25 protein-coding genes are annotated in these 24,185 nt (G+C 68.2%); 10 read left to right on the forward strand and 15 right to left on the reverse strand.

Annotation, left to right across the window (positions count from 1 at the left end; genetic code table 11):
* The first annotated feature begins 59 nt into the window (after nucleotides 1-59).
* On the forward strand, nucleotides 60-1,235 hold the full coding sequence (locus tag DIZ26_RS21375; protein WP_112244161.1) for an MFS transporter: 1,176 nt from the start codon (nucleotides 60-62) through the stop codon (nucleotides 1,233-1,235).
* On the forward strand, nucleotides 1,225-1,893 hold the full coding sequence (locus DIZ26_RS21380; RefSeq protein ID WP_112244163.1) for a GNAT family N-acetyltransferase: 669 nt from the start codon (nucleotides 1,225-1,227) through the stop codon (nucleotides 1,891-1,893). Before DIZ26_RS21375 ends, DIZ26_RS21380 begins: the two co-directional genes overlap by 11 nt.
* Nucleotides 1,894-1,896: 3 nt before the next feature.
* Here the strand turns inward: DIZ26_RS21380 and DIZ26_RS21385 are convergent, their stop codons facing one another.
* Entirely contained in the window at nucleotides 1,897-2,778 is an 882-nt protein-coding gene (locus tag DIZ26_RS21385) for an SIS domain-containing protein (RefSeq protein ID WP_112244165.1), read from the reverse strand.
* A gap of 101 nt (nucleotides 2,779-2,879) precedes the next feature.
* Between DIZ26_RS21385 and DIZ26_RS21390 the strand changes: the two genes are divergently transcribed.
* The 3 genes from DIZ26_RS21390 (at nucleotide 2,880) to DIZ26_RS21400 (ending at nucleotide 5,708) form a co-directional block, all read left to right on the forward strand.
* Nucleotides 2,880-3,662, forward strand: a complete 783-nt coding sequence (locus tag DIZ26_RS21390; RefSeq protein WP_112244167.1) for a DeoR/GlpR family DNA-binding transcription regulator — start codon at nucleotides 2,880-2,882, stop codon at nucleotides 3,660-3,662.
* A 310-nt stretch (nucleotides 3,663-3,972) separates the two neighbouring features.
* A complete protein-coding gene (locus DIZ26_RS21395) occupies nucleotides 3,973-4,512 on the forward strand; it encodes an O-methyltransferase (RefSeq protein WP_456298635.1) in 540 nt (179 codons plus the stop codon).
* Nucleotides 4,513-4,652: 140 nt separating this feature from the next.
* On the forward strand, nucleotides 4,653-5,708 hold the full coding sequence (locus DIZ26_RS21400; protein WP_112244171.1) for a Fic family protein: 1,056 nt from the start codon (nucleotides 4,653-4,655) through the stop codon (nucleotides 5,706-5,708).
* Between the two features lie 35 nt (nucleotides 5,709-5,743).
* On the opposite strand, the gene DIZ26_RS21405 is transcribed toward DIZ26_RS21400, so the two are convergent.
* The 9 genes from DIZ26_RS21405 to glgC form a co-directional block, all read right to left on the reverse strand.
* Complete coding sequence (locus DIZ26_RS21405; RefSeq protein ID WP_112244173.1) at nucleotides 5,744-6,913, reverse strand: aminotransferase class I/II-fold pyridoxal phosphate-dependent enzyme; 1,170 nt, start codon at nucleotides 6,911-6,913, stop codon at nucleotides 5,744-5,746.
* Nucleotides 6,910-7,632, reverse strand: coding sequence for an alpha/beta hydrolase family protein (locus DIZ26_RS21410; RefSeq protein WP_112244175.1), 723 nt, complete (start codon nucleotides 7,630-7,632; stop codon nucleotides 6,910-6,912). Before DIZ26_RS21410 ends, DIZ26_RS21405 begins: the two co-directional genes overlap by 4 nt.
* A 21-nt stretch (nucleotides 7,633-7,653) precedes the next feature.
* The gene (locus DIZ26_RS21415; RefSeq protein WP_112244177.1) at nucleotides 7,654-8,655 is read right to left on the reverse strand and encodes an amidohydrolase family protein; all 1,002 of its coding nucleotides are present in this window, start codon (nucleotides 8,653-8,655) and stop codon (nucleotides 7,654-7,656) included.
* Nucleotides 8,656-8,725: 70 nt separating this feature from the next.
* Nucleotides 8,726-9,244 (reverse strand): 3-hydroxyanthranilate 3,4-dioxygenase, encoded by a 519-nt coding sequence (locus tag DIZ26_RS21420; RefSeq protein WP_112244180.1) that lies wholly within the window; start codon nucleotides 9,242-9,244, stop codon nucleotides 8,726-8,728.
* Nucleotides 9,245-9,251: 7 nt separating this feature from the next.
* Nucleotides 9,252-9,680 (reverse strand): RidA family protein, encoded by a 429-nt coding sequence (locus DIZ26_RS21425; protein ID WP_112244182.1) that lies wholly within the window; start codon nucleotides 9,678-9,680, stop codon nucleotides 9,252-9,254.
* Complete coding sequence (locus DIZ26_RS21430; protein ID WP_112244184.1) at nucleotides 9,677-11,182, reverse strand: 2-hydroxymuconic semialdehyde dehydrogenase; 1,506 nt, start codon at nucleotides 11,180-11,182, stop codon at nucleotides 9,677-9,679. The genes DIZ26_RS21425 and DIZ26_RS21430 overlap by 4 nt, the downstream gene beginning before the upstream one ends.
* Nucleotides 11,179-12,489, reverse strand: a complete 1,311-nt coding sequence (locus DIZ26_RS21435; RefSeq protein WP_112244186.1) for an FAD-dependent oxidoreductase — start codon at nucleotides 12,487-12,489, stop codon at nucleotides 11,179-11,181. Before DIZ26_RS21435 ends, DIZ26_RS21430 begins: the two co-directional genes overlap by 4 nt.
* A gap of 10 nt (nucleotides 12,490-12,499) precedes the next feature.
* Nucleotides 12,500-13,792 (reverse strand): kynureninase, encoded by a 1,293-nt coding sequence (gene kynU / locus DIZ26_RS21440; RefSeq protein ID WP_198676200.1) that lies wholly within the window; start codon nucleotides 13,790-13,792, stop codon nucleotides 12,500-12,502.
* Nucleotides 13,789-15,015: a glucose-1-phosphate adenylyltransferase gene (gene glgC / locus DIZ26_RS21445; protein WP_112244188.1), complete on the reverse strand. Its 1,227-nt coding sequence runs from the start codon at nucleotides 15,013-15,015 to the stop codon at nucleotides 13,789-13,791. The genes kynU and glgC overlap by 4 nt, the downstream gene beginning before the upstream one ends.
* A 64-nt stretch (nucleotides 15,016-15,079) precedes the next feature.
* On the opposite strand from glgC, the gene DIZ26_RS21450 reads away from it, so the two are divergent.
* The 3 genes from DIZ26_RS21450 (at nucleotide 15,080) to DIZ26_RS21460 (ending at nucleotide 18,201) form a co-directional block, all read left to right on the forward strand.
* Nucleotides 15,080-15,616 (forward strand): GNAT family N-acetyltransferase, encoded by a 537-nt coding sequence (locus DIZ26_RS21450; protein WP_112244190.1) that lies wholly within the window; start codon nucleotides 15,080-15,082, stop codon nucleotides 15,614-15,616.
* A 96-nt stretch (nucleotides 15,617-15,712) separates the two neighbouring features.
* Nucleotides 15,713-16,867 carry a glycogen synthase gene (gene glgA / locus DIZ26_RS21455; RefSeq protein WP_112244192.1) on the forward strand — a complete coding sequence of 385 codons (1,155 nt, stop codon included), beginning with the start codon at nucleotides 15,713-15,715 and terminating at the stop codon, nucleotides 16,865-16,867.
* An 83-nt stretch (nucleotides 16,868-16,950) separates the two neighbouring features.
* Nucleotides 16,951-18,201: a hypothetical protein gene (locus DIZ26_RS21460; protein ID WP_112244194.1), complete on the forward strand. Its 1,251-nt coding sequence runs from the start codon at nucleotides 16,951-16,953 to the stop codon at nucleotides 18,199-18,201.
* 51 nt (nucleotides 18,202-18,252) lie between these two features.
* On the opposite strand, the gene DIZ26_RS21465 is transcribed toward DIZ26_RS21460, so the two are convergent.
* Both DIZ26_RS21465 and DIZ26_RS21470 read right to left on the reverse strand, forming a co-directional pair.
* Complete coding sequence (locus DIZ26_RS21465; RefSeq protein WP_112244196.1) at nucleotides 18,253-19,770, reverse strand: leucyl aminopeptidase family protein; 1,518 nt, start codon at nucleotides 19,768-19,770, stop codon at nucleotides 18,253-18,255.
* A gap of 142 nt (nucleotides 19,771-19,912) precedes the next feature.
* Nucleotides 19,913-20,080, reverse strand: a complete 168-nt coding sequence (locus DIZ26_RS21470) for a DUF3117 domain-containing protein (RefSeq protein ID WP_012923066.1) — start codon at nucleotides 20,078-20,080, stop codon at nucleotides 19,913-19,915.
* Nucleotides 20,081-20,259: 179 nt separating this feature from the next.
* On the opposite strand from DIZ26_RS21470, the gene DIZ26_RS21475 reads away from it, so the two are divergent.
* Together DIZ26_RS21475 and DIZ26_RS21480 are read left to right on the forward strand one after the other, a co-directional pair.
* The gene (locus tag DIZ26_RS21475) at nucleotides 20,260-21,057 is read left to right on the forward strand and encodes a PaaX family transcriptional regulator (protein ID WP_112244198.1); all 798 of its coding nucleotides are present in this window, start codon (nucleotides 20,260-20,262) and stop codon (nucleotides 21,055-21,057) included.
* A gap of 31 nt (nucleotides 21,058-21,088) precedes the next feature.
* Entirely contained in the window at nucleotides 21,089-21,880 is a 792-nt protein-coding gene (locus DIZ26_RS21480; RefSeq protein WP_112244200.1) for an enoyl-CoA hydratase/isomerase family protein, read from the forward strand.
* On the opposite strand, the gene DIZ26_RS21485 is transcribed toward DIZ26_RS21480, so the two are convergent.
* The 3 genes from DIZ26_RS21485 to DIZ26_RS21495 are packed head-to-tail and all read right to left on the reverse strand — an operon-like array spanning nucleotide 21,881 to nucleotide 24,140.
* The gene (locus DIZ26_RS21485; RefSeq protein WP_112244202.1) at nucleotides 21,881-22,441 is read right to left on the reverse strand and encodes a DNA-3-methyladenine glycosylase I; all 561 of its coding nucleotides are present in this window, start codon (nucleotides 22,439-22,441) and stop codon (nucleotides 21,881-21,883) included.
* Nucleotides 22,438-22,851: an SRPBCC family protein gene (locus DIZ26_RS21490; RefSeq protein ID WP_232828498.1), complete on the reverse strand. Its 414-nt coding sequence runs from the start codon at nucleotides 22,849-22,851 to the stop codon at nucleotides 22,438-22,440. The genes DIZ26_RS21485 and DIZ26_RS21490 overlap by 4 nt, the downstream gene beginning before the upstream one ends.
* 44 nt (nucleotides 22,852-22,895) lie before the next feature.
* The gene (locus tag DIZ26_RS21495; protein ID WP_112244206.1) at nucleotides 22,896-24,140 is read right to left on the reverse strand and encodes a DivIVA domain-containing protein; all 1,245 of its coding nucleotides are present in this window, start codon (nucleotides 24,138-24,140) and stop codon (nucleotides 22,896-22,898) included.
* Nucleotides 24,141-24,185: the final 45 nt, after the last annotated feature.

Genomic DNA, 24,185 nt, shown 5'->3' on the forward strand with positions numbered 1-24,185 from the left:
CGTAACGGCTTTGATAGCGTAACGCGTAACTTCATAGATCCCGTTACAGAGGAGTTGTGATGCTGGCCCGCTATCTGACCGCCGCGACGCTCGCGCGGGTCGGGGACGAGATGGTCGCGTTCACCCTCGTGCTGCTCGTGCTGGAGCGCACAGACAGCGCAGCGCTGGCCGGCGTCACCGGAGCGGCCTACGCAGTACCAGCGATTGCGACCGGTCCACTGCTCGGCGCGTGGCTCGACAGAACGCAGTACCGGCGTACTGCGCTCGCCCTGAACCAAGCCGTCCTGGGCGCGGTGATGCTCTCCATGCTGGTCGTGGTCGGGCACAGCGCTCACTGGGTGACGCCGGTGCTCGCAGCAGTCGCCGGTACGACGCTTCCGCTCGTCAGTGGCGGCTTCACGAGCATGCTGCCGAGCTTGGTCTCGCAGGATGCTCTCCCCCGGGCCAACTCGTTGGAGGCGGCCAGCTTCGGCGCAGCCACGATCACTGGCCCCGCAGCCGCCGCCACGATCAGCGCAGCCGTCTCGGTAGAGGCAGCCGCAGCGCTGATCGCTGTCACGGCAACTCTCAGCATCCTGGCCATCACGCGGCTCCCCGCTCTCTCCCCGGCCAACGGAAGCCACGAGCCCTTCCTGGGTTCAGTAGTAGCCGGCTTTGCCCACCTGGCCCGTACTCCGCGCCTGCGAGCGTCCACAGTGACCACGACTCTGCTCATGGGCCTCACCGGCATGCTCCTCATCACCCTGCCGCTCCACATGGGGTCGCTCGGCATGCCACGGTCGGCGGCGGGCTACTTGTGGGCGGTGTTGGAGTTAGGCAGTGTCACCACAGCGCTGGTGCTCGGCCGCCTTCAGACGCGATGGCGTCCCGAGCACGTCGTCATGGTGGCCGTGGCCGCTTATGGGCTGGCGTTCAGCGCGTGGCCGCTGGCTGGCAGCTTTGGCGTGCTGCTGGCACTGGCCGCGGCTACCGGCCTACTCGAAGGGCCGATGCTCCCGGCGATGTTTGCCGCTCGCCAGCTCTACAGCCCGCTGGAGCTGCAAGGCCGGGTGAGCACAACCGCCGCCAGCCTCCGAGTAGGCGCGGCCGCCCTCGGCCAAGCAGTAGCTGGCCTCCTGGTGCCGTCGGTAGGCACCCGCACAGCACTCCTGCTGATCGCCGCAGGTCTGGTCACCGCTTCAGTTGTCGGCAAGGGGTTCAGCCACGGCAGAAAGGAGGTCGCACATGCTGGTTAAAGCCTGGGCCGAGGGTTGGGCCATTGCTCGCGGGACACCCGCGCCTGTCGAGGTAGCCGAGGGCTATCGCATCGATGTCGGCCTACCGGGCCACGTCGTGCGCTATGTGCTCCCAGCCCACGCGCCTGCGCTGGCGGCTCGCCTGACGACTCCTGGCACGTGGCTGAAGATCTGCGACGCCGCACCGTCGCTCGACGAGCGCTGGCAGGTGCAGGCACCGGAGTACCTGATGACCGCACAGCTGACTACAGAGCCGCCGGCCAGCAGGCCGGAGTACCAGCTGCAACTAACGCAAACCGGCAGCGTCCTCGACGTGGTCGTCAGGAGCCAAGGCGAACTGGCGGCGCGCGGCAAGGCAGCGCTCGCCGGGGAACACGCGGTGATCGATCAGGTGGTCACCGAACCCGGGCACCGCCGCCGAGGGCTCGGCACCACCGTCATGCGCGCACTCAGCCAGGCGGCCCGCCACCGCGGCGCTCGTACCGGAGTACTGGTCGCGACAGCAGACGGCCGGGCGCTTTACCACGGCCTCGGCTGGTCCCTGGTGTCTCCAGTCACCGCTGCTCGACTGAAGACACCAGGCGACCCCGGCGAAGCACTGGAGCCATCTGGCGACCCCGGCGAAGCACTGGAGACGCCTGGCCGCGGCTGTGGGTGAAGGTCAGTCGAGGATGACTGAGCGGGTGAGGCTGCGGGGCTGGTCTGGGTTGAGGCCGAGGGACAGCGCCTTGGCGACCGCGACGCGCTGGGCGACCACGAGCGACGCCATCGGGTCGAGTTCCGGATGGTGCACGACCGTGGCACCGGTGGCGCGAACGTCGTCGAGCAGGCCGGCCGGCGCCTCGCCGAAGATCCACACGCCGCGCCCGGGCTGAGCGATCGCGATCGGGCCGTGCCGGTAGTCCATCGCCGGGTACGCCTCGGTCCACGCCGACGCTGCTTCACGCTGCTTGAGGCCGGCCTCGTGCGCGAGCCCCACGGTCCACCTGGTCCCGACGTACGTCACCTGCTCCAGCTTGGCGAGCTCGTCCACGTCGTACGCCAGCGCAGCTTCGGCATCGGCCGCCGCCTGACTCAGGTCCTGACCGAGCGACGCCCGCAACAGCCCCAACGTCGTGGTCGCGAACCGCGTCTGTACTACGGACTGCTCGTCGGCGAAGTCCAGCAGGATCGTCTGGTCGGCCAGCTCGACGATCGGGCTGTCCGCGGTCGCGGTGATCGCCACCGTCGGCAGGTCGGTGTTCCGGACCAGGTCGAGAATCTCGGTGGTCGTGCCCGAGCGGGTGATGACCACCACCGCGTCGTACTGGCGTCCGGCCGGGAACTCCGACCCGGCGAAGGCGTCGGTCTCCCCTTGGCCGAGGTCCTCGCGCAGGGCGGCGTACGCCATCGCCATGAACCACGACGTACCGCAGCCGACGGCTGCAACTCGTTGTCCAGGCTTGGGCAATGCGCCACCATATTGCGCGAAACCGGCCGAGACCTGCCGCCACAGCTCGGGCTGAGTGGCGATCTCAGTGCTCACAAAAGGCGTGTCGGTCATGTCGTCTCCGGACTTCTGATGGTCGAAACTGCTCGAACGTGATCGAATGGTGCCAACCGGCAGCCGTCCGGCTGACCGATTGTGTGAAGGAGGAGCCCCGGGTGAAACGTTATGAACGGCTGAACACGTTGCTCGAGTCGCTTGCGGAAAAGGGCGCCATCGATGTCGACGAGCTCGCCGAGCAGTTGCACGTGTCCGCGGCGACGATCCGGCGGGATCTCGACCACCTGGGCAAGCAGCAGCTCCTCACCCGGACCCGCGGGGGTGCCGTCGCCAACGCGGTCTCCTACGACCTTCCGCTGCGCTACAAGACTGCGCGTTTCGCCTCGGAGAAGCAGCGGATCGCGCAGGCCGCGGCGACGCTGGTCCGCCGCGGCATGGTGATCGGCATGAACGGCGGCACCACGATCTCCGAGGTGGCGCGGACGCTGGCGACCCGCCCGGAGCTGTCCGCCGAACACGGCGAGCCGGCCTTCACGCTCGTCACCAACGCCCTGAACATCGCCAACGAGCTGATCGTCCGGCCGCACGTCAAGATGGTGCTCACCGGCGGCGTGGCCCGGCCGCAGTCGTACGAGATGATCGGCCCGCTGTCGCACCGGATCCTGGCCGACCTGTCGCTCGACATCGCCTTCATCGGCGTCGACGGGATCGACGAGACCGGCGCCACCGCCCATCACGAGGGCGAGGCCAACATCAACCAGCTGATCGTCAGCCGGGCCGCCAAGGTGGTCGTGGTGGCCGACTCGTCCAAGCTCGGCCAGCGGGCCTTCGCCCGGATCTGCGAACTGAGCGAGATCGACACCCTGGTCACCGACGCGCAGGCCGACGAGTCCCAGCTGGCCGTCTTCAAGGAAGCCGGGATCGACGTCATCCGGTCCTGACATCCCGCACCTCCCGCTCGCTCGCTGATCCGCCGGGTGCCTGTTCCAGGCTGCCCGGCGGTTGGTTTTTGCCCACTCAACTAGATCATATCTGCTCAACCCCACAAGTTACGAGCAAGAGTGCGCAGTGTGAGCGCGGGAGACGCTGAATCGGGACCCGGGGACGCTAGGCTTCTCGTCAGCAGCTACACCGATCAGGGAGGGCATCATCGCCACGGGCATCGACCCCGCGTCCTGGGCCTACGCCGAGGACTACACCGGTGAGAACGAAGTCGTCACCGGTGCACGGGCGAGCGCCGAAGACAGCGGCGTGTCCCCGATCGGTCCCGGCGCGGCCTCCGCGCTGAGTCTGCTGGCGGCCGCGGTGGGCGCCAAGGCGGTCGTCGAGATCGGCACCGGCACCGGCGTCTCCGGGCTGGCGTTGCTGCGCGGGATGCGGACGGACGGCACCTTGACGACCGTCGACATCGACGCCGAGAACCAGCGGCTGGCCCGCAAGACCTTCCTCGACGCCGGCGTACCGTCCAACCGGTTCCGCCTGATCGCGGGCTCCGCGCTCGACGTCGTCACCCGGTTGACCGACGGCCATTACGACCTGGTCTTCTGCGACGCCGACAAGCGCGAGTACACGGCGTACCTGCACGAGGCCCTCCGCCTCCTCCGCCCCGGCGGCGTGGTCGCCTTCGCCAGCACCCTCGCCCACGGCCGCGTCGCCGACCCGGCCCACCGCGACCCCGACACCACCGCCATCCGCGACGTCATCCGAGCCATCCGCGACGACGACACCCTCGTCTCCGCCCTCCTCCCCGTCTCCGACGGCCTCCTAACCGCCGCCAAACGCTTCCCCTGAACCGAGCACCCCTTACGCACCGCAAGCAAGAACTACGCAGTGTGGTCGACGCTGTGGTAAAACTACCTAAGAAAACCGACAATGACGCTAATCTAGCCAGCGATTAGCATGATTGTAGGTTCTTTTAGGGGGTTTGAGAGATGCGGTCCTTTGCCGACCTCGATCGCTTGATCGGCCAGGTGCCGGCCCACATCGTCATCAGACTGCGCGACATCGACACCGGGCGCGGCAGCGAAGCGCTTTATCGCCACCAGTTGCCCGCCTTGCTGACCGAACTCGCGGCGCGGGCCAGAGTCGAGAGCATCACAGCGTCGTCAGCCATCGAGGGTGTCATAGTCCCCGATCCGCAGCGAGCAAGACGGATCATCAACGGCGAAGCCGGCCTACTCCGCACCCGCAGCGAGCAGGAACTGGCCGGCTACCGCAAGGCGCTCGACTACCTGTTCCAGGAGGACTGGCACCCGCTGAATGTCGGTCTCGTCCTGCACCTTCACCGATTGCTGTGGTCCGAAACGACCCTGGAGGGCGGGCACCTCAAGGTGGACGACAACCTTGTGGTGGACCGCTCTCCCGACGGCACCGTCACCGTGAGGTCCAAGCCCGTGCCGGCGTCGAAGACGGAGGCTTATCTCGCTGACCTACTCGACCGATATGTGGCGGCCCAGGCTTCGGCCAGGCATCATCCGGTACTCCTGGTCGGGTTGGCTGTTCTGGATCTCCTGGTCATCCATCCCTTTGCCGACGGAAACGGCCGGGTAGCCCGCGCGCTGACGAATGCCCTGCTCATTGATGCCGGTTACGAAGTCTGCAGATGGGTGTCACTCGAGCAGTCGATCGCAGACACCGCAGATCAGTACTACGAGACGCTGCTGCGCTCAACCCATGACTGGCACCAGGACTCCGCCGACCCGTGGCCGTGGCTCGGCTACTTCGTCGGCATGCTCGCCTCTGCCTACGACACCTTCGCCCGAAAGGCGGCCGCTGATCGGTCCGGCAACAACAAACAGGAAAGAGTGCGCACCTTCGTCCTCAAGCACGCAGCGGCGGTGTTCAAGCTGGCCGATGTCCGGACGGCCTTGCCAGGGATCAGCGATCAGACGATCCGGCTTGTTCTCGATCAACTGAAGTCCGAGGGGAAAGTGGCGCCCGAGGGAACCGGGAGAGCGGCCCGCTGGCGTCGCATTCCCCAGGACTAGCAAACAGTCCACCCTCGAAGGCTGCGTGGTGAGGATCAGGCCGTGAGTAGGTCGGCCAACCGGGTGATGGCTGTGGTTACTGCTTGTGGGGTTGTGGCGAAGCAGAGGCGGTAGTGGCCTGGGAGGGGGGTGTGGAAGGCGGCGCCGGGGGTGAGGTGTAGGTGGGCTTCGGTGAAGATGCGGTCGGCCAGGGTGCGTTCGGCTTCGAAGGTTGGTTCTGGGAGGAACTGGCTGAGGTCCAGGTAGAGGAAGAGGCCTGCGGTTGCCGGGAGGTAGGGGATGCCCGCGGCGGCCAGGGCTTCTGTTGTGAGGTGGTACGACGCTGCCAGGCGGGTGCGGGATTCGGTCAGGAAGGTTTTGGTCCACTCGCGGTCGGCGAGGAGGTCGCGGAGTACGGCTTGGGTGTCGCTCGAGGCGGTGGCGAGGCGGCCCAGGCGTTGGGCGATCGTGCGGACCTCGGGGTTGCGGGTGTGCAGGACGCCGACCTTGAAGCCGCTCAGGCCGAAGTCCTTTGCGAAGCCCCAGACGACGTGCAGTCGTTCGTGCGGCAGCGACGACGGCACCAGGCTTGCTGTGCTGACGAAGGATGCGGAGCCGTGGACGGAGCCGGCGTAGATCTCGTCGGCGATCAGATGCAGGTCGTGCGCCGCGGCCACCTCGGCCACAGCTCGCAGGGTCGGCTCGTCATAGGTGACGCCCAGCGGGTTGTTCGGGGACAGCAAGGCGATGGCGCGTACGGGCACCGGCGCATCGCGGATCGGCCGGTCGACGCTCTCCGCGGTCAGCTGGAGCCCGGTCTCGGGCCACGCCGGGACGACCTCCACGCCGGCCCTTGCGGAGAAGGCGAAGTCGACACCGGCGAAGTACGGAGCCGGTACGACGATTCCGTCGCCGGGGTCGCAGAGAGCGAAGGCGAGGATCTCGAGGACCGCGCCGGCTCCGCCCAGCACCACGAGGTCGTCCGGTTTCACCTCGGCACCCTGAAGGCCCGTCAGAAAATGAGCCACCTCTGCGCGAAGTGACGGAGATCCCGCCAGTTCCTGGTACTGCGTGTCCTCGGCTGTCAGTCGCCGAGGCGCAGTGAGTTTCGGTTCGAGGAGATCGAAGACCAGCCGGTTCTCCGCAACACTGAGATCGACATAGCCGTCGGGGTTGTCGGGTGACCACGGGTCCGCCGACATGACGGCGTACGGGTCGGCTGTCATCCGGAGAATCTTGTCAGTTCGGCGGTGACCTGGTGCCAGGCTTCGGTGAGTGGGTCGATCACCTCGAAATGCCCGGCGCCCTCCACCCGCATCAGCCGTGCGGTCGGATGCGCCGTCACGTAGGACTCCGCGACCGTGATCGGCACTCGCGCATCCGCCGTCCCGTGCACGATCGCCACCGGAGCGATCGGGGCCGGCAGATGCACGGGATCGAGGTCGTTGCGCACACCACTGCCGATGAAGTCCTGTACTGCGCCGTCGTCCAGCCCCAGCCGATCCGCGAGCAGCAAGTCGGCCACCGGAGCGAGCGCGACCGTCCCCCGCAGCAGCACGGGGTTGAGCGTCGCCGCGGCCCACAACGCCAAATGCCCACCGGCCGAATGCCCGGTCAGTACGAACCCGGCATGCACGTCCATCAACTCCGGCAGGCGATCGAGCGCAGTCCGTACGTCGGCGGTCGTCAGGTCCGGCTGCCCCGGCTCCCGCCGGTACTCCAGCGACGCCACCGGCCACCCCTCGTCGGCGAGCGCCTCACCGAGCGGGCGAGCATGGACCCGGTCGTACTCCGGCCGCCAGAACCCCCCGTGGATGAACACCACCACCGGCCGGTACGACTTGGCCTGCCAGACCTCGATCACCTGGTCCGCGTAGTCGCCGTACCGGAGCAGTTCGTCGGGCTCCCGCGCAGCACGGGTCAGGACGGAACGGTCCTCGCTCATTGAGACCTCCCATCGGGGAGGTCAGGACCTCCCGAGGTAACGCAACGCGTTCGCGGACAGCAGTTTGTGTTGCTGCCCGTCGGACAGGAAGCCGGCCTTCCGAACCACCTCGCCGACCGGCCGTTCGCCTAGCGGATAAGGGTAATCGCTGCCGAGAATCAGTTGGTCCTCGCCCAGAGTATCGACCAGCAACCGCAACGCGGGCTGCTCGAACACCACCGTGTCGACGAAGAATCTGCCGACGTAGTGGCTCGGCGGGTGCTCCGACCGGCCGCGGACGACGTCGCCGCGGCGCTGCCAGGCGTTCTCGACCCGGCCGAGCCAGAACGCGAAACTCCCACCGCCATGGGCGAAACAGATCCGCAGCGACTCGGGCAACTGGTCGAACGCACCGCCGAGGATCATCGCCAGCAGCGACAGGTGGGTCTCGCCGGGCATCCCGGCCAGCCAGCGCGCCATCCAGCGGTCCAGTCGCGGACCGCCCGGCATGTCCCACGGGTGCACGAGAACGGGAGCGCCGACCTCGGCACAATGCTTGAGGAAAGCAACGATCCCGACGTCGTCGAGGTCGCGATCGCCGACATGGTTACCGATCTCGACGCCCGCATGCCCGGCGGCGAGACAGCGGTCGAGCTCGGCGCAGGCCGCGTCCGGGTCCTGCAACGGCACCTGGCAGAACGGGATCAACCTGTTGTCGTCGGCAAGTGTTTCCAGGGTCAGGTCGTTGAAGATCCGCGCGACCTTGACCGCCTGATCCACCGGCCGGTCGTAGGCGAAGAAGACCGGTGTGGGCGATACCACTTGCAGATCGATGCCATCGGCATCCATATCCCCCCGCCGGACCGCCGGATCCCACGTCTGTGGGCCGATCGGACGGAACTCGGTCTCGCCGACCATGATCATCGCGGCCCGCTCGGAGTCGATCCGGAGCCATGGCCAATCGGCCCCGCCACAAGCTGCCGCGAGATCGGGCCAGCCCTTCGGGACCAGGTGCGTGTGGACATCGACGACCGGGTCGGTCACGCGAGCCACCCGGCGTAAGGCCGGACGCCCAGCCCTTCGCGCCGGCCGACCACCCCCTGGTACTGGCTCATCAGGCCTTGCCTGGGTGCACTGTGCCGCAGTTCGGGCAGGTGCGGGCGTCTTCGCTGTCGTAGAACGCTTTGAAGACCGGCGGCAGGTCCTCGACGATGTCGTTCACCTGCAACTCGACCTCGTGCACGATGCCGTTGCAGTTCGCGCAGTACCAGCGGAACTTCTCCAGCGTGCCCTGTTCGCGGACCCGCTCGATCACCAGGCCGATCGAATCCGCGTCGCGTTGCGGCGAGTGCGGCATATTGCGCGGCAGCACCCACATCTCGCCCTCGTTGATGTCCACCCGGGCCGGCCCGTCGTCGGTCATCACGTCGACGTGCATGGTGCCCTTGATCTGATAGAAGAACTCCTCGTACGGGTCGACGTGGAAGTCGGTGCGCGAGTTCGGCCCGCCGACCACCATGGTGATGAAGTCGTCCCCGGTCGGGAACATCTGCTTGTTGCCGACCGGCGGCTTCAGCAGGTGCTTGTTCTGCTCGATCCACTCGGGGAAGTTGGTTGACTCCAGGTTGACCATCGGGTGCTCACCTCTCCATTGAAGTGTGCGGCAGTACTGCGACCGCCTGGATCTCTATCAGCAGGTGCGGATGCGGCAGTTGGTGCACGGCCACCGTCGTACGGGCCGGTCCGGTCTCGTCGAAGTACTCCGCATACACCTCGTTGTACCCGCCGAAGTCGTTCATGCTGACCAGGTACGACGTCAGGCTGACCACGTCTTCCAGGCCGGCTCCGACCGCCGCGAGGATGTCCCGGATGTTCTCGATCACCGTCCGCGTCTGCACCCGGATGTCCAGTTCGACCGTCCCGAACTCGTCCACGGAAGCACCCGCGATCGTGTTGTCCGGGCGCCGGCTCGACGTGCCCGAGACGTAGGCGAACCCGCCCGCCACCTTCACGTGCGGGAACTTCCCCCGTGGCTGGGCCTTCCCCGCCACCACCTTGCCGTCGCTCATGAGAGCTCCACGCAGACGTTGGTGAGTTCGGAGTAGAAATGCAGGGAATGGGTGCCGCCCTCGCGGCCCAGACCGGAGAGTTTCATACCGCCGAAGGGCGTGCGGAGGTCGCGGAGGAACCAGGTGTTGACCCACACGATGCCGACGTCGAGCGCCGGTCCGGCGCGGTGAGCGCGGCCGACGTCGCGGGTCCACACGGTGGCCGCCAAGCCGTAGCGGCTGTTGTTGGCCAGCGCGAACGCCTCCTCCTCGGTGTCGAAGGGAGCGATGTGGCAGATCGGGCCGAAGATCTCCTCGGTATTGGTGCGCGCATCGGCAGACAGACCGGTGATGACCGTCGGTTGCACATAGCAACCACCGTCGCGAGCGTCGCCGAACGCCGGTACGCCGCCGCCCGCGAGGACCGTGGCGCCTTCGGAGCGCGCGAGGTCGTAGTACCCGAGCACCTTGTCGCGGTGCTGTTTCGAGATCAGCGGCATGTTCATGGTGGCTTCTTCGGCGGGCCAGCCGAAGGTCAACTCGTCGGCTCGCTGGGCCAGCCGCGAGCAGAACTCCTCGAAGACCGGCCGCTCGACATAGAGCCGTTCGGTGCACAAACAGACCTGACCGCCGTTGGTGAAGACCGACCGGACAGAGCCCTCGACGGCCGCGTCCAGATCGGCGTCGGCGAAGATCAGGCCCGCGTTCTTGCCGCCGAGCTCGAAGGAGACGGCCTTGACGCCGTCCGCCGCGGCCTTGGCGATCGCGCTGCCGGTGGACGATTCGCCGGTGAAGGTGATCGCGTCGACGCCCGGATGCTTCGTGAGGAACTCCCCAGCGGACGAGGGCCCGAAGCCGTGCACGAGGTTGAAGACACCCTCCGGTACGCCGGCCGCGGCCATCACCTCGGCGAGGACGGTCGCCGAGGCCGGGGTCTCCTCGGACGGCTTCACCACCACGGCGTTGCCACAGGCAAGGGCTGGCGCCACCTTCCAGGTGAGCAGCAGGAGCGGGAGATTCCAGGGCACGATGATCGCCACCACGCCCGCAGGCTTGCGTACGGCGTAGTTGAGCGCCCGCCGCCCATCAGCGAGCACGGTCGTGTACGACTCGGTCGGCGTGGTGGTGGCGAAGTCGGCGAAGGCGCGGAAGTTGGCGGCGCCGCGCGGGATGTCGAGCGTCCGGGCCTGGCTGATCGACTTGCCGGTATCGCCGACCTCGGCCGCGATCAGGTCGTCGAAGCGCCGCTCGAGCTCATCGGCGACCCGACGGAGTACGACGGCTCGTTCCTGCTCGCTCATCCGGCCCCACGGCCCACTCAAGGCCGCCCGAGCGGCATTGACGGCTGCGTCCACGGTCGCCTCGTCGGCCTCGCAGACGTCGAAGATCTTCTCCCCTGTCACCGGGCTCAGCTTGGCGAAGGTCGAGCCGCCTGCGACGAACTCTCCGCCGACAAAGTTGCGCAACAAGCCAGGCTCACCGGGCTGACCGGTGAGCAATTCGGGTCGCCAGAGCGACGTCATCTCCGCCTCCGCAGAACTCGAAGAACAGCCCCGAGAACACCGGTAGAAAGGAGAATCGAGGCCGCCAACGCCTGGTGCTGGCGGTGAACCCGAGCGCGGACCTCGGCGTACGGCGTAGTGGAGAACGAGACCAGTTCGTAGCGGGAGACGTAGCGACCCGGCAGTGCTCGTTCCAAGGCGTGCTCGATGCGTTTGCCGAGGCGGAAGACCGGTGAGGCGACCTTGTCGCGCATTTCGACGAAATTCGCGAGTGCCATCTCCGCGATCGCCTCGGTGTTCTCGCGCCGGCGGTGCTCGAACAGCGGCAACGCGCGCGCCCACGTCCCGGCCGTGTCGTCCAGGCAGCGATCCAGCTCGACGACGTCCTCGAACGCGCAGTTCGCGCCCTGCCCGTAGAACGGCACGATCGCGTGCGCGGCATCACCGATCAACGCAGTACGACCGTGTGCCTGCCACGGCGACGTGTGCACGGTCCCGAGCACACCGACCGGGTTGTACTGGTAGTCGGCGATCAGGGAAGGGGCCAACGGCAACAAATCCGGGTACTGCGAACGGAAGTGCGCCTCGATCGCGCCGGCGTCGGCCAGCGCGTCGAACGACCCGGTCGGCCAGAACAGCGTGCAGGTGAAGGACCGATCCGGGTTCGGCAACGCGATCATCATCGACGTACCGCGCGGCCAGATGTGCAGCGCACCAGGATCGAGCGCGAACTCCCCGTCGACGGCCGGAATGCTCAACTCCTTGTAGCCGTAGTCCAGGAAGTCGACGTCTTCGGTCACCGCTCCCTCGCCGAGCAATTGCCCACGTACTGCGGACCCGGCGCCATCCGCCCCCAGTACGACGTCCGCCGACGCCTCCACCTTGCCCGCGGGCGTCTCGAAGATCATCGACCCGGCCTGGGAATCGAGCTCCACCAGCCGATGCTCGAAGCGGATCTCCACCCCGGGCGCGGCAGCGGCCGCGTCCAGCAACGCGTTGTTGAGCGCGCCGCGGCTGATCGAGTTGATCGCCCGGTCCTGGGTCGCGCTGTACTGCTGGAAGTCCAGCGGTCCCTCCACCGGATGGATCATCCGGCCCTTCATCGGCAGCGCGTCGCGCATCACCTCGTCGACCAGCCCGATCCGGCGCAGTGCGTCCAGCCCGCGTTCGGAGATCGCCAGGTTGATCGACCGGCCGCGTTCGACCTGCGCGACCCGCGGGTCCGGCCGCCGTTCGTACAGCGTCACCGACAGGCCCCGCCGCGCCAGGAAACAGGCCAGCAAGGAACCGGTCAGGCCGGCACCGACGATGGCGACACGCTCTTTCATTCACACTCCGTCAGGTGGTGATCGGGAAGACGTCGGCCAGCGCTCGAGCGGCGCGCCAGCAGTCGTGGTACAGCGAGTAGAGCGGGACGGGCGCAAGCCGCAGTACGTCGGGCTCGCGGGCATCGGCGATCACGCCGTACTCCGAGCGGAGCACTTTGGCGAGCTCCCCCGCAGTACGGTCCCCGCCGATCCGAAGCGAGAGTTGGGCACCTCGCTGCAGCGGGTCGGTCGGCGTGATCACCTGCAGGGGCCGGCCTGGGGTCACGTCCGCGAGCAGCCGTTCCAGGTACGCCGTGAGGCGGATGCTGCGCTCACGGAGTACGCCGATGCCGACCTTGTCGAACAGCTCGAGCGACGTCCGGACCGGGCTCATCGAGAAGATCGGCGGGTTCGACACCTGCCAGGCATCCGCCGACGCGGGCGGGCGCGACTCGGGCGCCATCTGGAACCTGGTGGACGCCTCCGTGCTCCACCAGCCCTCGAAGCGCTGGATCGAAGGGTCCCCGAGGTGGCGCTCGTGCACGAACGCGCCCGCGAGCGCACCCGGGCCGGAGTTGAGGTACTTGTACGAACACCAGGCCGCGAAGTCCACATCCCAGTCGTGCAGCGACAACGGGACATTGCCGGCGGCGTGGGCGAGGTCCCAGCCGACGACGGCTCCGGCTTCGTGACCTGCCGCGGTGATCGTGGGGATGTCCATCAGCTGGCCGGTCAGGTAGTTGACCCCGCCGAGCAGGACCAGCGCCACGTCGGGAGTCAGGCGCGCCAGAACATCCGCAGTACGAAGGCAGTCTTCTCCGTCGCGGGGTTTGAGCCGTACTACGGCGTCGTCGGGATCCAAGCCGTGGAAGCGGGCCTGGCTGCGCACCGCGTAGCTGTCCGAGGGGAAGGCCGAGTCCTCGATGACGATGCGGAAGCGGTCCGCGGTGGGACGGTAGAACGACACCATCAGCAGGTGCAGGTTGACGGTCAGGGAGTTCATCACGACCGTCTCACCGGGGAGTGCGCCGACGAGTCGGGCGGCGGGAGCGGTGAGCAGTTCGTGGTACGGGAGCCAAGGGCGCGTCGCTTCGAGGTGTCCCTCGACGCCTAGCGCGGCCCAGGAGTCGAGATCCTCGAGCAGTTCGGTGCGGGTCGCCTTCGGCCGGAGTCCGAGCGAGTTGCCGGCGAAGTAGGCGACATCGGGGTAGTAGCCGTTGTCGACCGGCGGTACGTCGAACAGCTCGCGGTGCCCCGGGTCCGCCTTGTCCAGCGCGAACGACTCGGCCTCGGAACCCGGTTCTTCCAGCGGTGGTTGCGTCACGGTTTGACGACCTGGCCCTTGCCGAGCACCGTGACACCGCCCTTGGACACGGTGAAGCCGCGCTCGCGGTCGAGGTCCGGATCGACACCGATCTCGATACCGTCGGGGATCTCGATGTTCTTGTCCAGGATGACGTTCTTCAGGACGACGTTCGCGCCGATCTTGCAGTTGTCCATGATGACCGCGCGCTCGATTTTCGCGCCGGCGTTGACGATCACGTTCGCGCCGATCACCGAGTGGTCCACGGTCGCGCCGGAGATGATCGAGCCGGCACAGACGATCGACTCGCCGACGGTCGCGTTGTCGGTGAACTTCGCGCCGGGCAACTGCGGGTGCGAGGTGAAGATCGGCCAGTCGGAGTTGTACAGGTTGAAGACCGGCTGGATCGAGACGAGGTCCATGTGAGCCTCGTGGTACGAGTCGAGCGAACCGACATCGCGCCAGTACGAGCGGTCCCGGTCGAGCGCACCCGGGACGTCGTTGTCCTTGAAGTCGTAGACGCCGGCCTTGCCCTCGGCCACCAGCATCGGGACGATGTCGCCGCCCATGTCGTGCCGGGACGCCGGGTTGGCCGCGTCCTTGCGAAGCGCCTCGACCAGCACATCGGCGCTGAACACGTAGTTGCCCATCGAGGCGAACGTCTCGTCCGGCGAGTCCGGCAGCCCCGGCGGATCGGCCGGCTTCTCCAGGAACTCCGCGATCGCGTGGCCGTCGTCGGCCGTCTTGATCACGCCGAACTCCGAGGCCTCCGCGCGCGGTACCCGGATCCCGGCCACGGTCACGCCGTTGCCGCGCTCGATGTGTGCCTGCACCATCTGCGAGGCGTCCATCCGGTACACGTGGTCCGCGCCGAACACGACGATGATGTCCGGCTTGGCGTCGTTGATCAGGTTCATCGACTGGTAGATCGCGTCCGCACTGCCCTGGTACCACTGCGGGCCGAGCCGCTGCTGGGCCGGCACACAGGTGACGTAGTTGCCCAGGAACGTCGACATCCGCCAGGTGATCGTGACGTGCCGGTCCAGCGAGTGCGACTTGTACTGCGTCAGCACGCACAGACTGCGGATGCCCGCGTTGACCAGGTTGGACAGCACGAAGTCGATCAGGCGATAACTCCCGCCGAACGGCACAGCCGGTTTGGCCCGGTCCGCCGTGAGCGGCATCAGCCGCTTCCCCTCGCCGCCGGCCAGCACGATTCCCAGGATCTTCGGTGCCTTCGCCATGTCCGCACCTTAGCTTTGCTGTGCGGTTTGCATAAGGCGGTTGCGAGTGTCGGACACTGTGAGCATGCCCAGACTCGTCGAACCGACTACCGCCGTTCACCGATCCTTCCTCGAAGCCTGGGACGAGCTGGAGCCGGAGCAGGAGCGGTGGATGGGTGCGCACGGGGCTTGGCAGTCGTGGACCCGCGACGAACTGGAGGACCCGGAACAGTTCGCTGCACTGGTCGAAGCGATCCGCTCAGAGGCGCTGCCGGAGACCGAGCTGCCGCCGGACCTGGTGCACCAGACAATGCTCTGGTACGTCGAAGGCGACCAATGGCTCGGCCGCCTCTCGATCCGGCACACCCTCACCCCGGTCCTGCACGAACTCGGCGGCCACATCGGCTACACCGTCCGCCCGTCCGCCCAACGCAAGGGCTACGCGACCCGGATGCTCACCGAGTCACTCCCCTGGGCCGCCCGCCTAGGCATCGACACCGCTCTCGTCACCTGCGACGTCGACAACATCGCCTCCCGCCGCGTGATCGAGTCGGCCGGCGGCGAACTGGAAGACGAACGTCACGGCAAACTCCGCTTCTGGGTCCCCACCCACGTGAGCTGACCCGGCTCACGGCGTACCGGCGGTAGTAACCGGTTGCTCCGGGGAAGCGAGGACGAGTCGGCTGCGTGGAGGTAGAGGCGCGGCTATTGTCGGGGCATGAAGGTCGCGATCTTGACTCGTGAGTTCCCACCGGACGTGTACGGCGGGGCGGGGGTGCATGTGGACTTTCTGGTTCGCGAGTTGCGCCGGCTGCTCGAGGTCGAGGTGCACTGCATGGGTGAACCACGGCTGGGCGCGGTCGCGCACTCCGAGGACGACCCGCGGATGCCGCACGCGAACGCGGCGCTCCGGATCCTCTCGACCGACCTGACGATGACCGCCGGTGTCTCCTCGGCGGAGCTCGTGCACTCCCACACCTGGTACGCGAACATGGCCGGCCACTGGGCCAAGCTCCTCTACGGCATCCCGCACGTGGTGACCGCGCACTCGCTGGAGCCGCTGCGACCGTGGAAGGCGGAGCAGCTCGGCGGTGGGTACCGCTTGTCGAGCTGGGCCGAGCGTACGGCGTACGAGGCGGCCGATGCGGTCGTCGCGGTCAGCAACGCCACCCGCGACGACATCCTCGCGAGCTACCCGGCGATCGACCCCGCCAAGGTCCACATCATCACCAACGGCATCGACTCCGACTTCTACCACCCCGACCACTCGACGAACGTGCTCGAGCGGCTCGGCGTCGACCTGAACCGGCCGTACGTGACGTTCGTCGGCCGCATCACCCGGCAGAAGGGCGTCCCGCATCTGTTGCGCGCCGGGCTGCAACTGGATCCGTCCGTGCAGCTCGTCCTGCTCGCCGGCGCCGCCGACACGCCCGAACTGAAAGCCGAAACGGACGCACTGGTCGACGAACTCAAAGCCACCAGGGACGGCGTTTTCATCGTCTCCGAGATGCTGCCGCGCGAAGAGGTCCGCCAGGTACTCACGCACGCGCTCGCGTTCTGCTGCCCGTCGGTCTACGAGCCGCTCGGCATCGTCAACCTGGAGGCGATGGCCTGCGAGACAGCCGTCGTCGCCAGCGCGGTCGGCGGTATCCCGGACGTCGTCGTCGACGGTGAGACCGGCACGCTGGTCGCGTACGACGAGAACGACATCGCCACCTTCGAGCGGCAACTCGCCGAGGGCATCAACGCGCTGGTCGCCGACCCCGCCAAGGCCGAGGCGATGGGCAAAGCCGGCCGCGCCCGGGCCGTCTCCGACTTCGGCTGGGACGCGGTCGCCAACCGCACGGTCGAGCTCTACCAGTCGCTGCTCTAGCCGGCGTGGGTGGGCTTAGGTCCACTACCGGTTGGGGTTCAAGGCCCCTCGTGAGCGCGCGACGGCGGCGGTTGGGTTGAGGCATGAACTCGACCCTGACAAAGACCGTCGCAGCCGTCCTCGCGACTGCTGCCCTCGCCGCCGCTCCGCTGTCCGCCTTCGCCGGCACCACACCTCCGACGCATCCCTCGCTGGCTGAGGGAGCCACCTCGGCGGTCTCGTCGTTCCGCGGTTCGCTCGTTTCCGTGGTCGAGGTCGGCCAGGTGAGCACCGCGGAGCTGAACGCCGCCGCCGAGGCGACCGGGTTCCACGGCACACCTGCTGCCCGGTACGACGTCACGGCGTACCGGCTTGTCTACCGAACCGTGGACCACGACGGCCGTCCGACCACCGCGAGCGGGCTCGTCGTGCTCCCGAACGGCAAGCGCGGCCGGCTGACCGTGGCCGAGTACCTGCACGGAACCATGGCCGACAGGTCCACTGCGCCCTCGGTCGACGCCAGTGGCCCGGACAGCCTCGTCACCGCTCTGCTCGCCTCCACCGGTCTGGTCGGCATCGCGCCGGACTACCTCGGGCTCGGCGTCGGCCACGGCCTACACCCGTACGTCGACACCAGGACCGAGGTCGGCGCCAGCGCGGACCTGTTGCTCGCAGCAAGGACCTTCGCCGCGTGGCACGGCGTCGGCCTCAAGCGGGACGTCCTGGTCACCGGCTTCTCCCAAGGTGGCCGGGGCAGCCTCGCCTTCGGGCACGCGTTGTCCCGTGGCGAGGTGGGTCACTTCCGCCTCGGCGCGATCCAGGCGGTCGCCGGACCGTACGACCTGGTCGGTACCGAGATGCCTGCGGCCTTCGACGGGCGGGTGCTGCCCGCGACGGCCGCCTTCTATCTCGCCTACCTCGCGGTCGCATGGAACCGCACGGTGGGCTTCTACGACGATCCGGCGGAGATCTTCAAGTCGCCGTACGCGGGGACTGTCGAGGGGCTCTTCGACGGATCACACAGCTACGAGGACATCGTGGCCGGGCTGCCGGACTCGCCCGAGAAGCTCTTCCAACCGGCGTTCCTCGATCTGCTCGAGCATCCAGCCGGCCGCTACCTGCAGGCGCTGCGCGACGCGCATCAGGTCTGCAACTGGGCGCCGCCGGTGCCGGTCCACCTCTACACCGGCACTCTCGACACCGACGTCGCGCCGGCCAACGCGACCGCCTGCACCGCCAGACTGACTCGGCACGGCGCCAAGGTCAGCATCCACTCGATGGGCGCTGTCGACCACCCAGGCACCGCCCTGGCCGCCTACCCGCTCATCATCCGCGAGTTCGCCAAGGCGGCCTGAGCTGGTTCACCTCAGCTGGCCGCCGCCGCAGCCGATGCCGGTCTCTGCGGTTCAGCCGATGCCGGCGGTGGGGGTGTCGTTGGTGAGCCAGGTGGTGAGGAGGCGGGCGCCGGCTCCGGTGGCGCCGGTGGTGTATTCGAGCGCGTCCGCCGGCGACTCCGCGATGCTGGACAGGTCGAGGTGCGCCCACGGCACGTCACCCGCGAAAGCCTTGAGGAACAACGCGGCCGTGATCGACCCCGGCCCCTTCGACGAGTTCACCGAGTCCGCGATCGGCGTCGAGATCAGCTCGGTGTACTCGTCGGGCAACGGCATCCGCCAGAGCCGCTCGCCGGAGGCCTCGCCCGCGTCGGCCAGGTTGTCCGCGAGCGCGTCGTCGGTGGCGAACAACCCGCCGTACAGCATCGATCCGAGCGATACCTTGATCGCGCCGGTCAGCGTGGCGATGTCGACGATGACGTCCGGCCCGAGCTCCTTCACGGCGTACGCGAGTCCGTCGGCCAGTACCAGCCGGCCTTCGGCGTCGGTGTTCTTCACCTCGGTGGTGCGTCCGCCGTAGTGCCGGATCACGTCGTCCGGCCGGTACGCCGTACCCGACGGCATGTTCTCGGCCGAGCAGATCAGCCCGGTGACCTTCACCTTCGCGCCGAGATCGCGCAGTGCCGACATCGTCGCGATCACCGAGCCACCGCCGGTCATGTCACGCTTCATCGACACCATGCCCTCGCGCGGCTTCAGCGACAGACCACCGGTGTCGTAGGTGATCCCCTTGCCGACAAGGACGACGTACGGCGTGTCGTCGGTCGCGCCCGGCGGGGTGTAGTCGAGGCGGATGAATCGTGGCGGCCGGGTCGATCCCTTGCCGACGGCAAGGATCCCGCCGAACCCGTCGGCGGCCAGCTGCTTCTCGTCCCACACCGTCACCTCGAGCCCGGTGGCTGCGGCCAGCTCCGTCGCGCGGGCGGCCATCCAGGCGGGGTCCTTCTCATTCGACGGGGTGGTCGCGAACTCGCGCGCCAGCCAGCCGGTCCGGCCGACCACCAGGCCGCGGTCGATCGCGTCGTCGCGGTCCTCGTCGGTACCGTCGGTCAGCTCGATCCGGCCGACCACCGGCTTACCGGTGTCGACGGTCTTGCGGTGGAACGTGAACGAGCCGAGCACGACACCCTCGGCGAATGCCTGCAGGCCGGCATCATCGATGCCCTCGGCAACCACCACGGTGAGCTCGTCCTTGCCCCGGCCGAACCGCGCGATCGCCGCACCGGCGTGTCGCAGATCCCTCGGGGTGCCCGCACCAGCGCCGACCAGCAGCACCTCGGCGACCTCGCCGGTCAGCAACGGGTACGCCGCCGTGGTACCCGCGGATCGCCCGAAGCCGGCCGCCTCCTGCACCTCCAGCAATCGGTCGAGGTCGACCCCTAGACGTTCCCCAGCCTCCTTGGCGGCGGCGGGCAGACCCGCCTCGCCGACCACGATCACCCAGCTACGGGAACCGTGAACAGGAAGCCCCGGCTGCCAGACGACAGCCGGCAGGACGGGGAACACGGTGCGTGCACTTCGGCGAGCCACTTCGGCGACCTCACAGTTTGATCAAATGGACTGACTTCACGCTGGCCCCACCGTAACGACCCCGGCCGGTGCCCGAAAGCACCCACCGGGGTCGTTGGAGTTGTGCGGGTGCGCTCGTGCAGATGCACCCCGGAGAGTCGGCTCAGCCGACAACGGCCTTCAGCGCGTTCCCGAGCTCGGTCGCCTCGTCGGCGTTCAGTTCGACGACCAGCCGACCGCCGCCCTCGAGCGGGACCCGCATCACGATCCCGCGGCCCTCCTTGGTGACCTCGAGCGGACCATCGCCCGTCCGCGGCTTCATCGCCGCCATGCGCGCACCCCTTCCCTCATGGATCTTGCCCTCTTCGGTCTTGAGCGACGACACCACACGGTGGACCGTCGCCGGCGCCGTGCGGTGATGCGCCGTCGGCGCGTATCGCAGTGTGTATCGCGACCCATTATCCCCGATGTCAGGCCAAGGCCGTGCACCATACGGCAGACTCAGGTCTCGTGCACGCCCGTTCAGCTCTCTTCGACCTGTACGGCGACCACCTGCGCGCCCGTGGTGCGCGCGCTCCGGTGGCCGCCCTGGTCCGGCTGCTCGCGCCGCTGGGCGTCCATCCGCCGGCCGTCCGGACGGCCGTGTCGCGGATGGTCCGGCAGGGCTGGCTGGAGCCGGTCCGGATCGACGGCCTGCCGGGGTACGCGCTGACCGCCCGGGCGCGTCGCCGCCTCGACGACGCGGCCGCCCGGATCTACCGCACCGAGACCGGTTCCGACGGCAGCAGCGAGTGGGACCGGACCTGGCATCTGAGCATCCTCCGCGAGGTGCCCAACGCGCGCCGGCGCGAACAGCTCGCGAGCCAATTCGCCTTCCTGGGTTGGGCTCCGCTTTCCGACGCGGCCTGGGTCGGGCTGCGCAACGACACCGAGGTGGACCAGATCCTCGGCGTCGAGGGCATCGCCGCGGACCGGTTCCGGGCACCGATCGAGGACGACGCGGTCGAGTTCGCCCGACGGGTCTGGAAGCTGGACGAACTCGGCGCGTCGTACGACAGCTGGCTGAACGAGGCGAAGGCGCTGGCCGAGAGCGCCGGGCCCGATGTCACCGACGAGCAGGCGTTCGCGGTCCGGTCCAATCTGGTCCACGAGTGGCGCAAGTTCCTGTTCCTCGATCCGGGGCTGCCGGCCGAGTTGCTGCCCGAGGACTGGGCCGGCACCCGGGCGGCCGAATTCTTCGATTTCCATGCGAATCGGCTGGGCCACGCGGCCGGGCGTTTCGTGGACAACTGCCTGACCGTTCACTGAAAATCTCACCGACTGTTGGGAGCTAGGCACGATGAGTGACTCCGTCCTGTACGACGTGTCCGAGGGCATCGCCACGATCACCCTGAACCGGCCGGAAGCGATGAACTCGCTCGACACGGCCACCAAGGTGGCGCTGCGGGACACCATCCGGGTGGCCGCCGACGACAACGCCGTACGGGTTGTCGTGCTGACCGGGACCGGGCGCGCGTTCTGCGTCGGGCAGGATCTGAAGGAGCACATCGGCCTGCTCGAGGCGAACGACACCGAGGCGCTCTGGAGCACTGTGCCGGACCACTACGCGCCGATCGCGCTGGCGCTGGCGGAGATGCCGAAGCCGGTGATCGCGGCCCTCAACGGTGTCGCGGCCGGAGCCGGCGCGTCGATGGCGTTCGCGTGCGACTTCCGGATCGTTGCCGACACGGCCGGTTTCAACCTCGCCTTCACCGGCATCGCCCTGTCCTGCGACACGGGCATCTCGTGGACGCTCCCCCGGCTCGTCGGCCAGGCTCGCGCGACCGAACTGCTCTACTTCCCCCGCACGATTCCCGCCTCCGAGGCACTCGAGCTCGGCCTGGCGACCACCGTCGTACCAGCCGGCGAGCTCGCCACCGCCGTCGACGAACTCGCCGCCAAACTCGCGAACGGGCCGACTGTTGCCTACGGCGCGGTCCGCCAGTCGCTCGCGTACTCAGCGACTCATTCGCTGGCCGAGTCGCTCGCCTTCGAGGCCGCCAAGATGGAACTCACCGGCGACACCGAGGACCACAAGAACGCCGTCGCCTCGTTCGTAGCCAAGCAGAAGCCCAGCTTCCACGGGAGGTAGTCAGCGGGCGATGCAGTCGGCGAGGTGGTCGTTGACGATGCCGGTGGCCTGCATCAGCGCGTATGCGGTGGTGGGGCCGATGAAGACGAAGCCCTTCTTTTTCAGGGCTTTGGACATTGCGACCGACTCCGGGGTGGTGGCCGGGACGTCGTCGTTCGTCTTCGGGGCCGGGCGGTTCTCGGGCTGGAACGACCAGAGCAGCTCGGTCAGCTCGCCGTCTTCCAATTCGAGCAGAGCCCGGGCGTTGGCGATCGTCGCGTTGATCTTCAAGCGGTTACGCACGATGCCGGTGTCGGCCATCAGCCGGTCGAAATCGTCCGCGCCGTACGCCGCGATCAGCTGTGGGTCGAAGTGGTCGAACGCCTTGCGGAAGTTCTCCCGTTTGCGCAGGATCGTGATCCACGACAAGCCGGACTGGAACCCCTCCAGCGTCATCCGCTCGAACAGCCCGCGGTCGTCGCGGATCTCGCGACCCCATTCGGTGTCGTGATATTCGATGTACTCCGGGGCCGAGGTCGCCCAGGTGCAGCGGGGCTGCCCGTCTGGGCCGATCACCGTCATCGGGCAAGATCCTTCGTGAGGCGCTTGAACGAGATCCGCATCATCAGCTCGAAGCCGGGCCGGACCAGCGGCCAGGCGAGTCGGCCCAGACGGCCCAGGGGCGGGATCACGTCTTCCGACCAGACGAACGTGCTACCGCCCGGCGCGGGCCGGACCTCGAACGTGCCGGTCCCCCGGACGATGGTGCCGAGGTGTTTCACCGTGCAATCGCGCGGCGGATCCCAGTGCGTGATGACCATGTCGTCAGTGAACCCCAAGCCACCGACAGAAGTTCGCGCTGCGACTCCGCCGCCGACGCCACGGCCGTCGTTCTCGGTAGCCCATACGCGCGTGAACAGCATCCAGCGTGACTGGCGATCCCAGTCCATCACCGTGTCCCACGCCGCCTGCGGCTCCAGCGGCAACTCCACCGAAGCCTCCGCGTGACACGGCCCGCTGTCAGTCATCAGCCCGGTCAGCTCGGCCGCTGATAAGCACCCGCATCAGGCGCCGCACTATGCCGCCCTCTGGGTGCTTGCTCACTCGCTTGCCCGTTCTGTTCCGGCTGCTGATCAGTCGAGGTCGCTTGCGGCTCCTGGTGCCCATTGGCCACGGCCGCGGCTGCCGGATCGGCCCACAACTGCCCACTCCGCGGTGCTTCCTGCCCACCTGCCGCCGGACGCTCACCAGCCGACTCGGCTGCCGGCCACCAAGCTGCCTGCTCCTGCGCTTCCTCGGGCCGCTCCAGCACGGGCTCCGGCGGTACAGGCGGCAACGGCGCCTCCAGCACAGACCCACGCTCCGCCTGGGAGTCAGAATCAAGGTCGGTCTGGGCGATGGGCTCAGCCGGCTGCGCGATCTCGGGCTCGCCGGGCTGCTCGGGCTCAGCCGGTTGGGGAGTCGCCTGCGCCTCGGCGACCGGTAGGTCCGCGTCGCGCTCGGCGGGGCGTGGGGCCTCGGGGGTCTGGCGTGGTGCGTCGGCGACTGGTTGGTTTGCCGTCGGTGCAAGTTCGCGCTCGGGGGCCGGGGCGACCTCGGGCTCGGCCGTCTGCTGGGACTCAGGCGCCTGCGCGACGACGGCCGCCTGCTCAACCTCCGGTGCCTGCGCCTCGGCCGCCTGCTCAACCTCAGGTGCCTGCGCGACCTCGGCCGTCGGCTCAGCCTCAGGTGCCTGCTCAACCTCAGCTGCCTGCTCAAGCTTCGGTGCCTGCCCGACCTCAGCTGTCTGACCAACGTCAGCTGTCTGCGCAACCTCGGGTGCCTGCTCGACCGCTGGCGCCTGGTCGGCCTCCAGCGCCTGGTCGGGTGATGGGGCGGTGGTGGTTTCGGCGGGGAAGTCGCCGCCTACGAGGATGGGGAGTTGGTAGCCGGTGTCGTCGAAGTCGTCGGCGTCGTAGGTGTGGCGTGAGGTGAAGCCGGCGCCTTCAGGACCATGCATGATCGGGGTGACGGCTCGTTCGAGGTCGGCGATGCGGCGGTCGCGTTCGGCGACCTCGCGGGCGACCCGTTCGAGCAGCGTGTCGACCTCGTCCATCCGGTAGCCGCGCAGCGCGACACCGAAGCGGGCCGTCTCGATGTCGTCGGAGGTGAGCGCTTGCCGGGCCGGCACGGACATGTCCGGCCGGTCGTCGTACGCCGTACTCATGGCGCCCCAGCGCCCGGAGGCCACCACGGCGACGGCCCCGATCAGGACCACGACTATCAAGGCGAAGAACCACATCACGGGACCGATCGTGCCATGCCGCGGTACCTCACCGCACAATCG

The sequence above is a fragment of the Kribbella monticola genome (assembly GCF_003261635.1).
In the GTDB taxonomy this organism is placed as follows: domain Bacteria; phylum Actinomycetota; class Actinomycetes; order Propionibacteriales; family Kribbellaceae; genus Kribbella; species Kribbella monticola.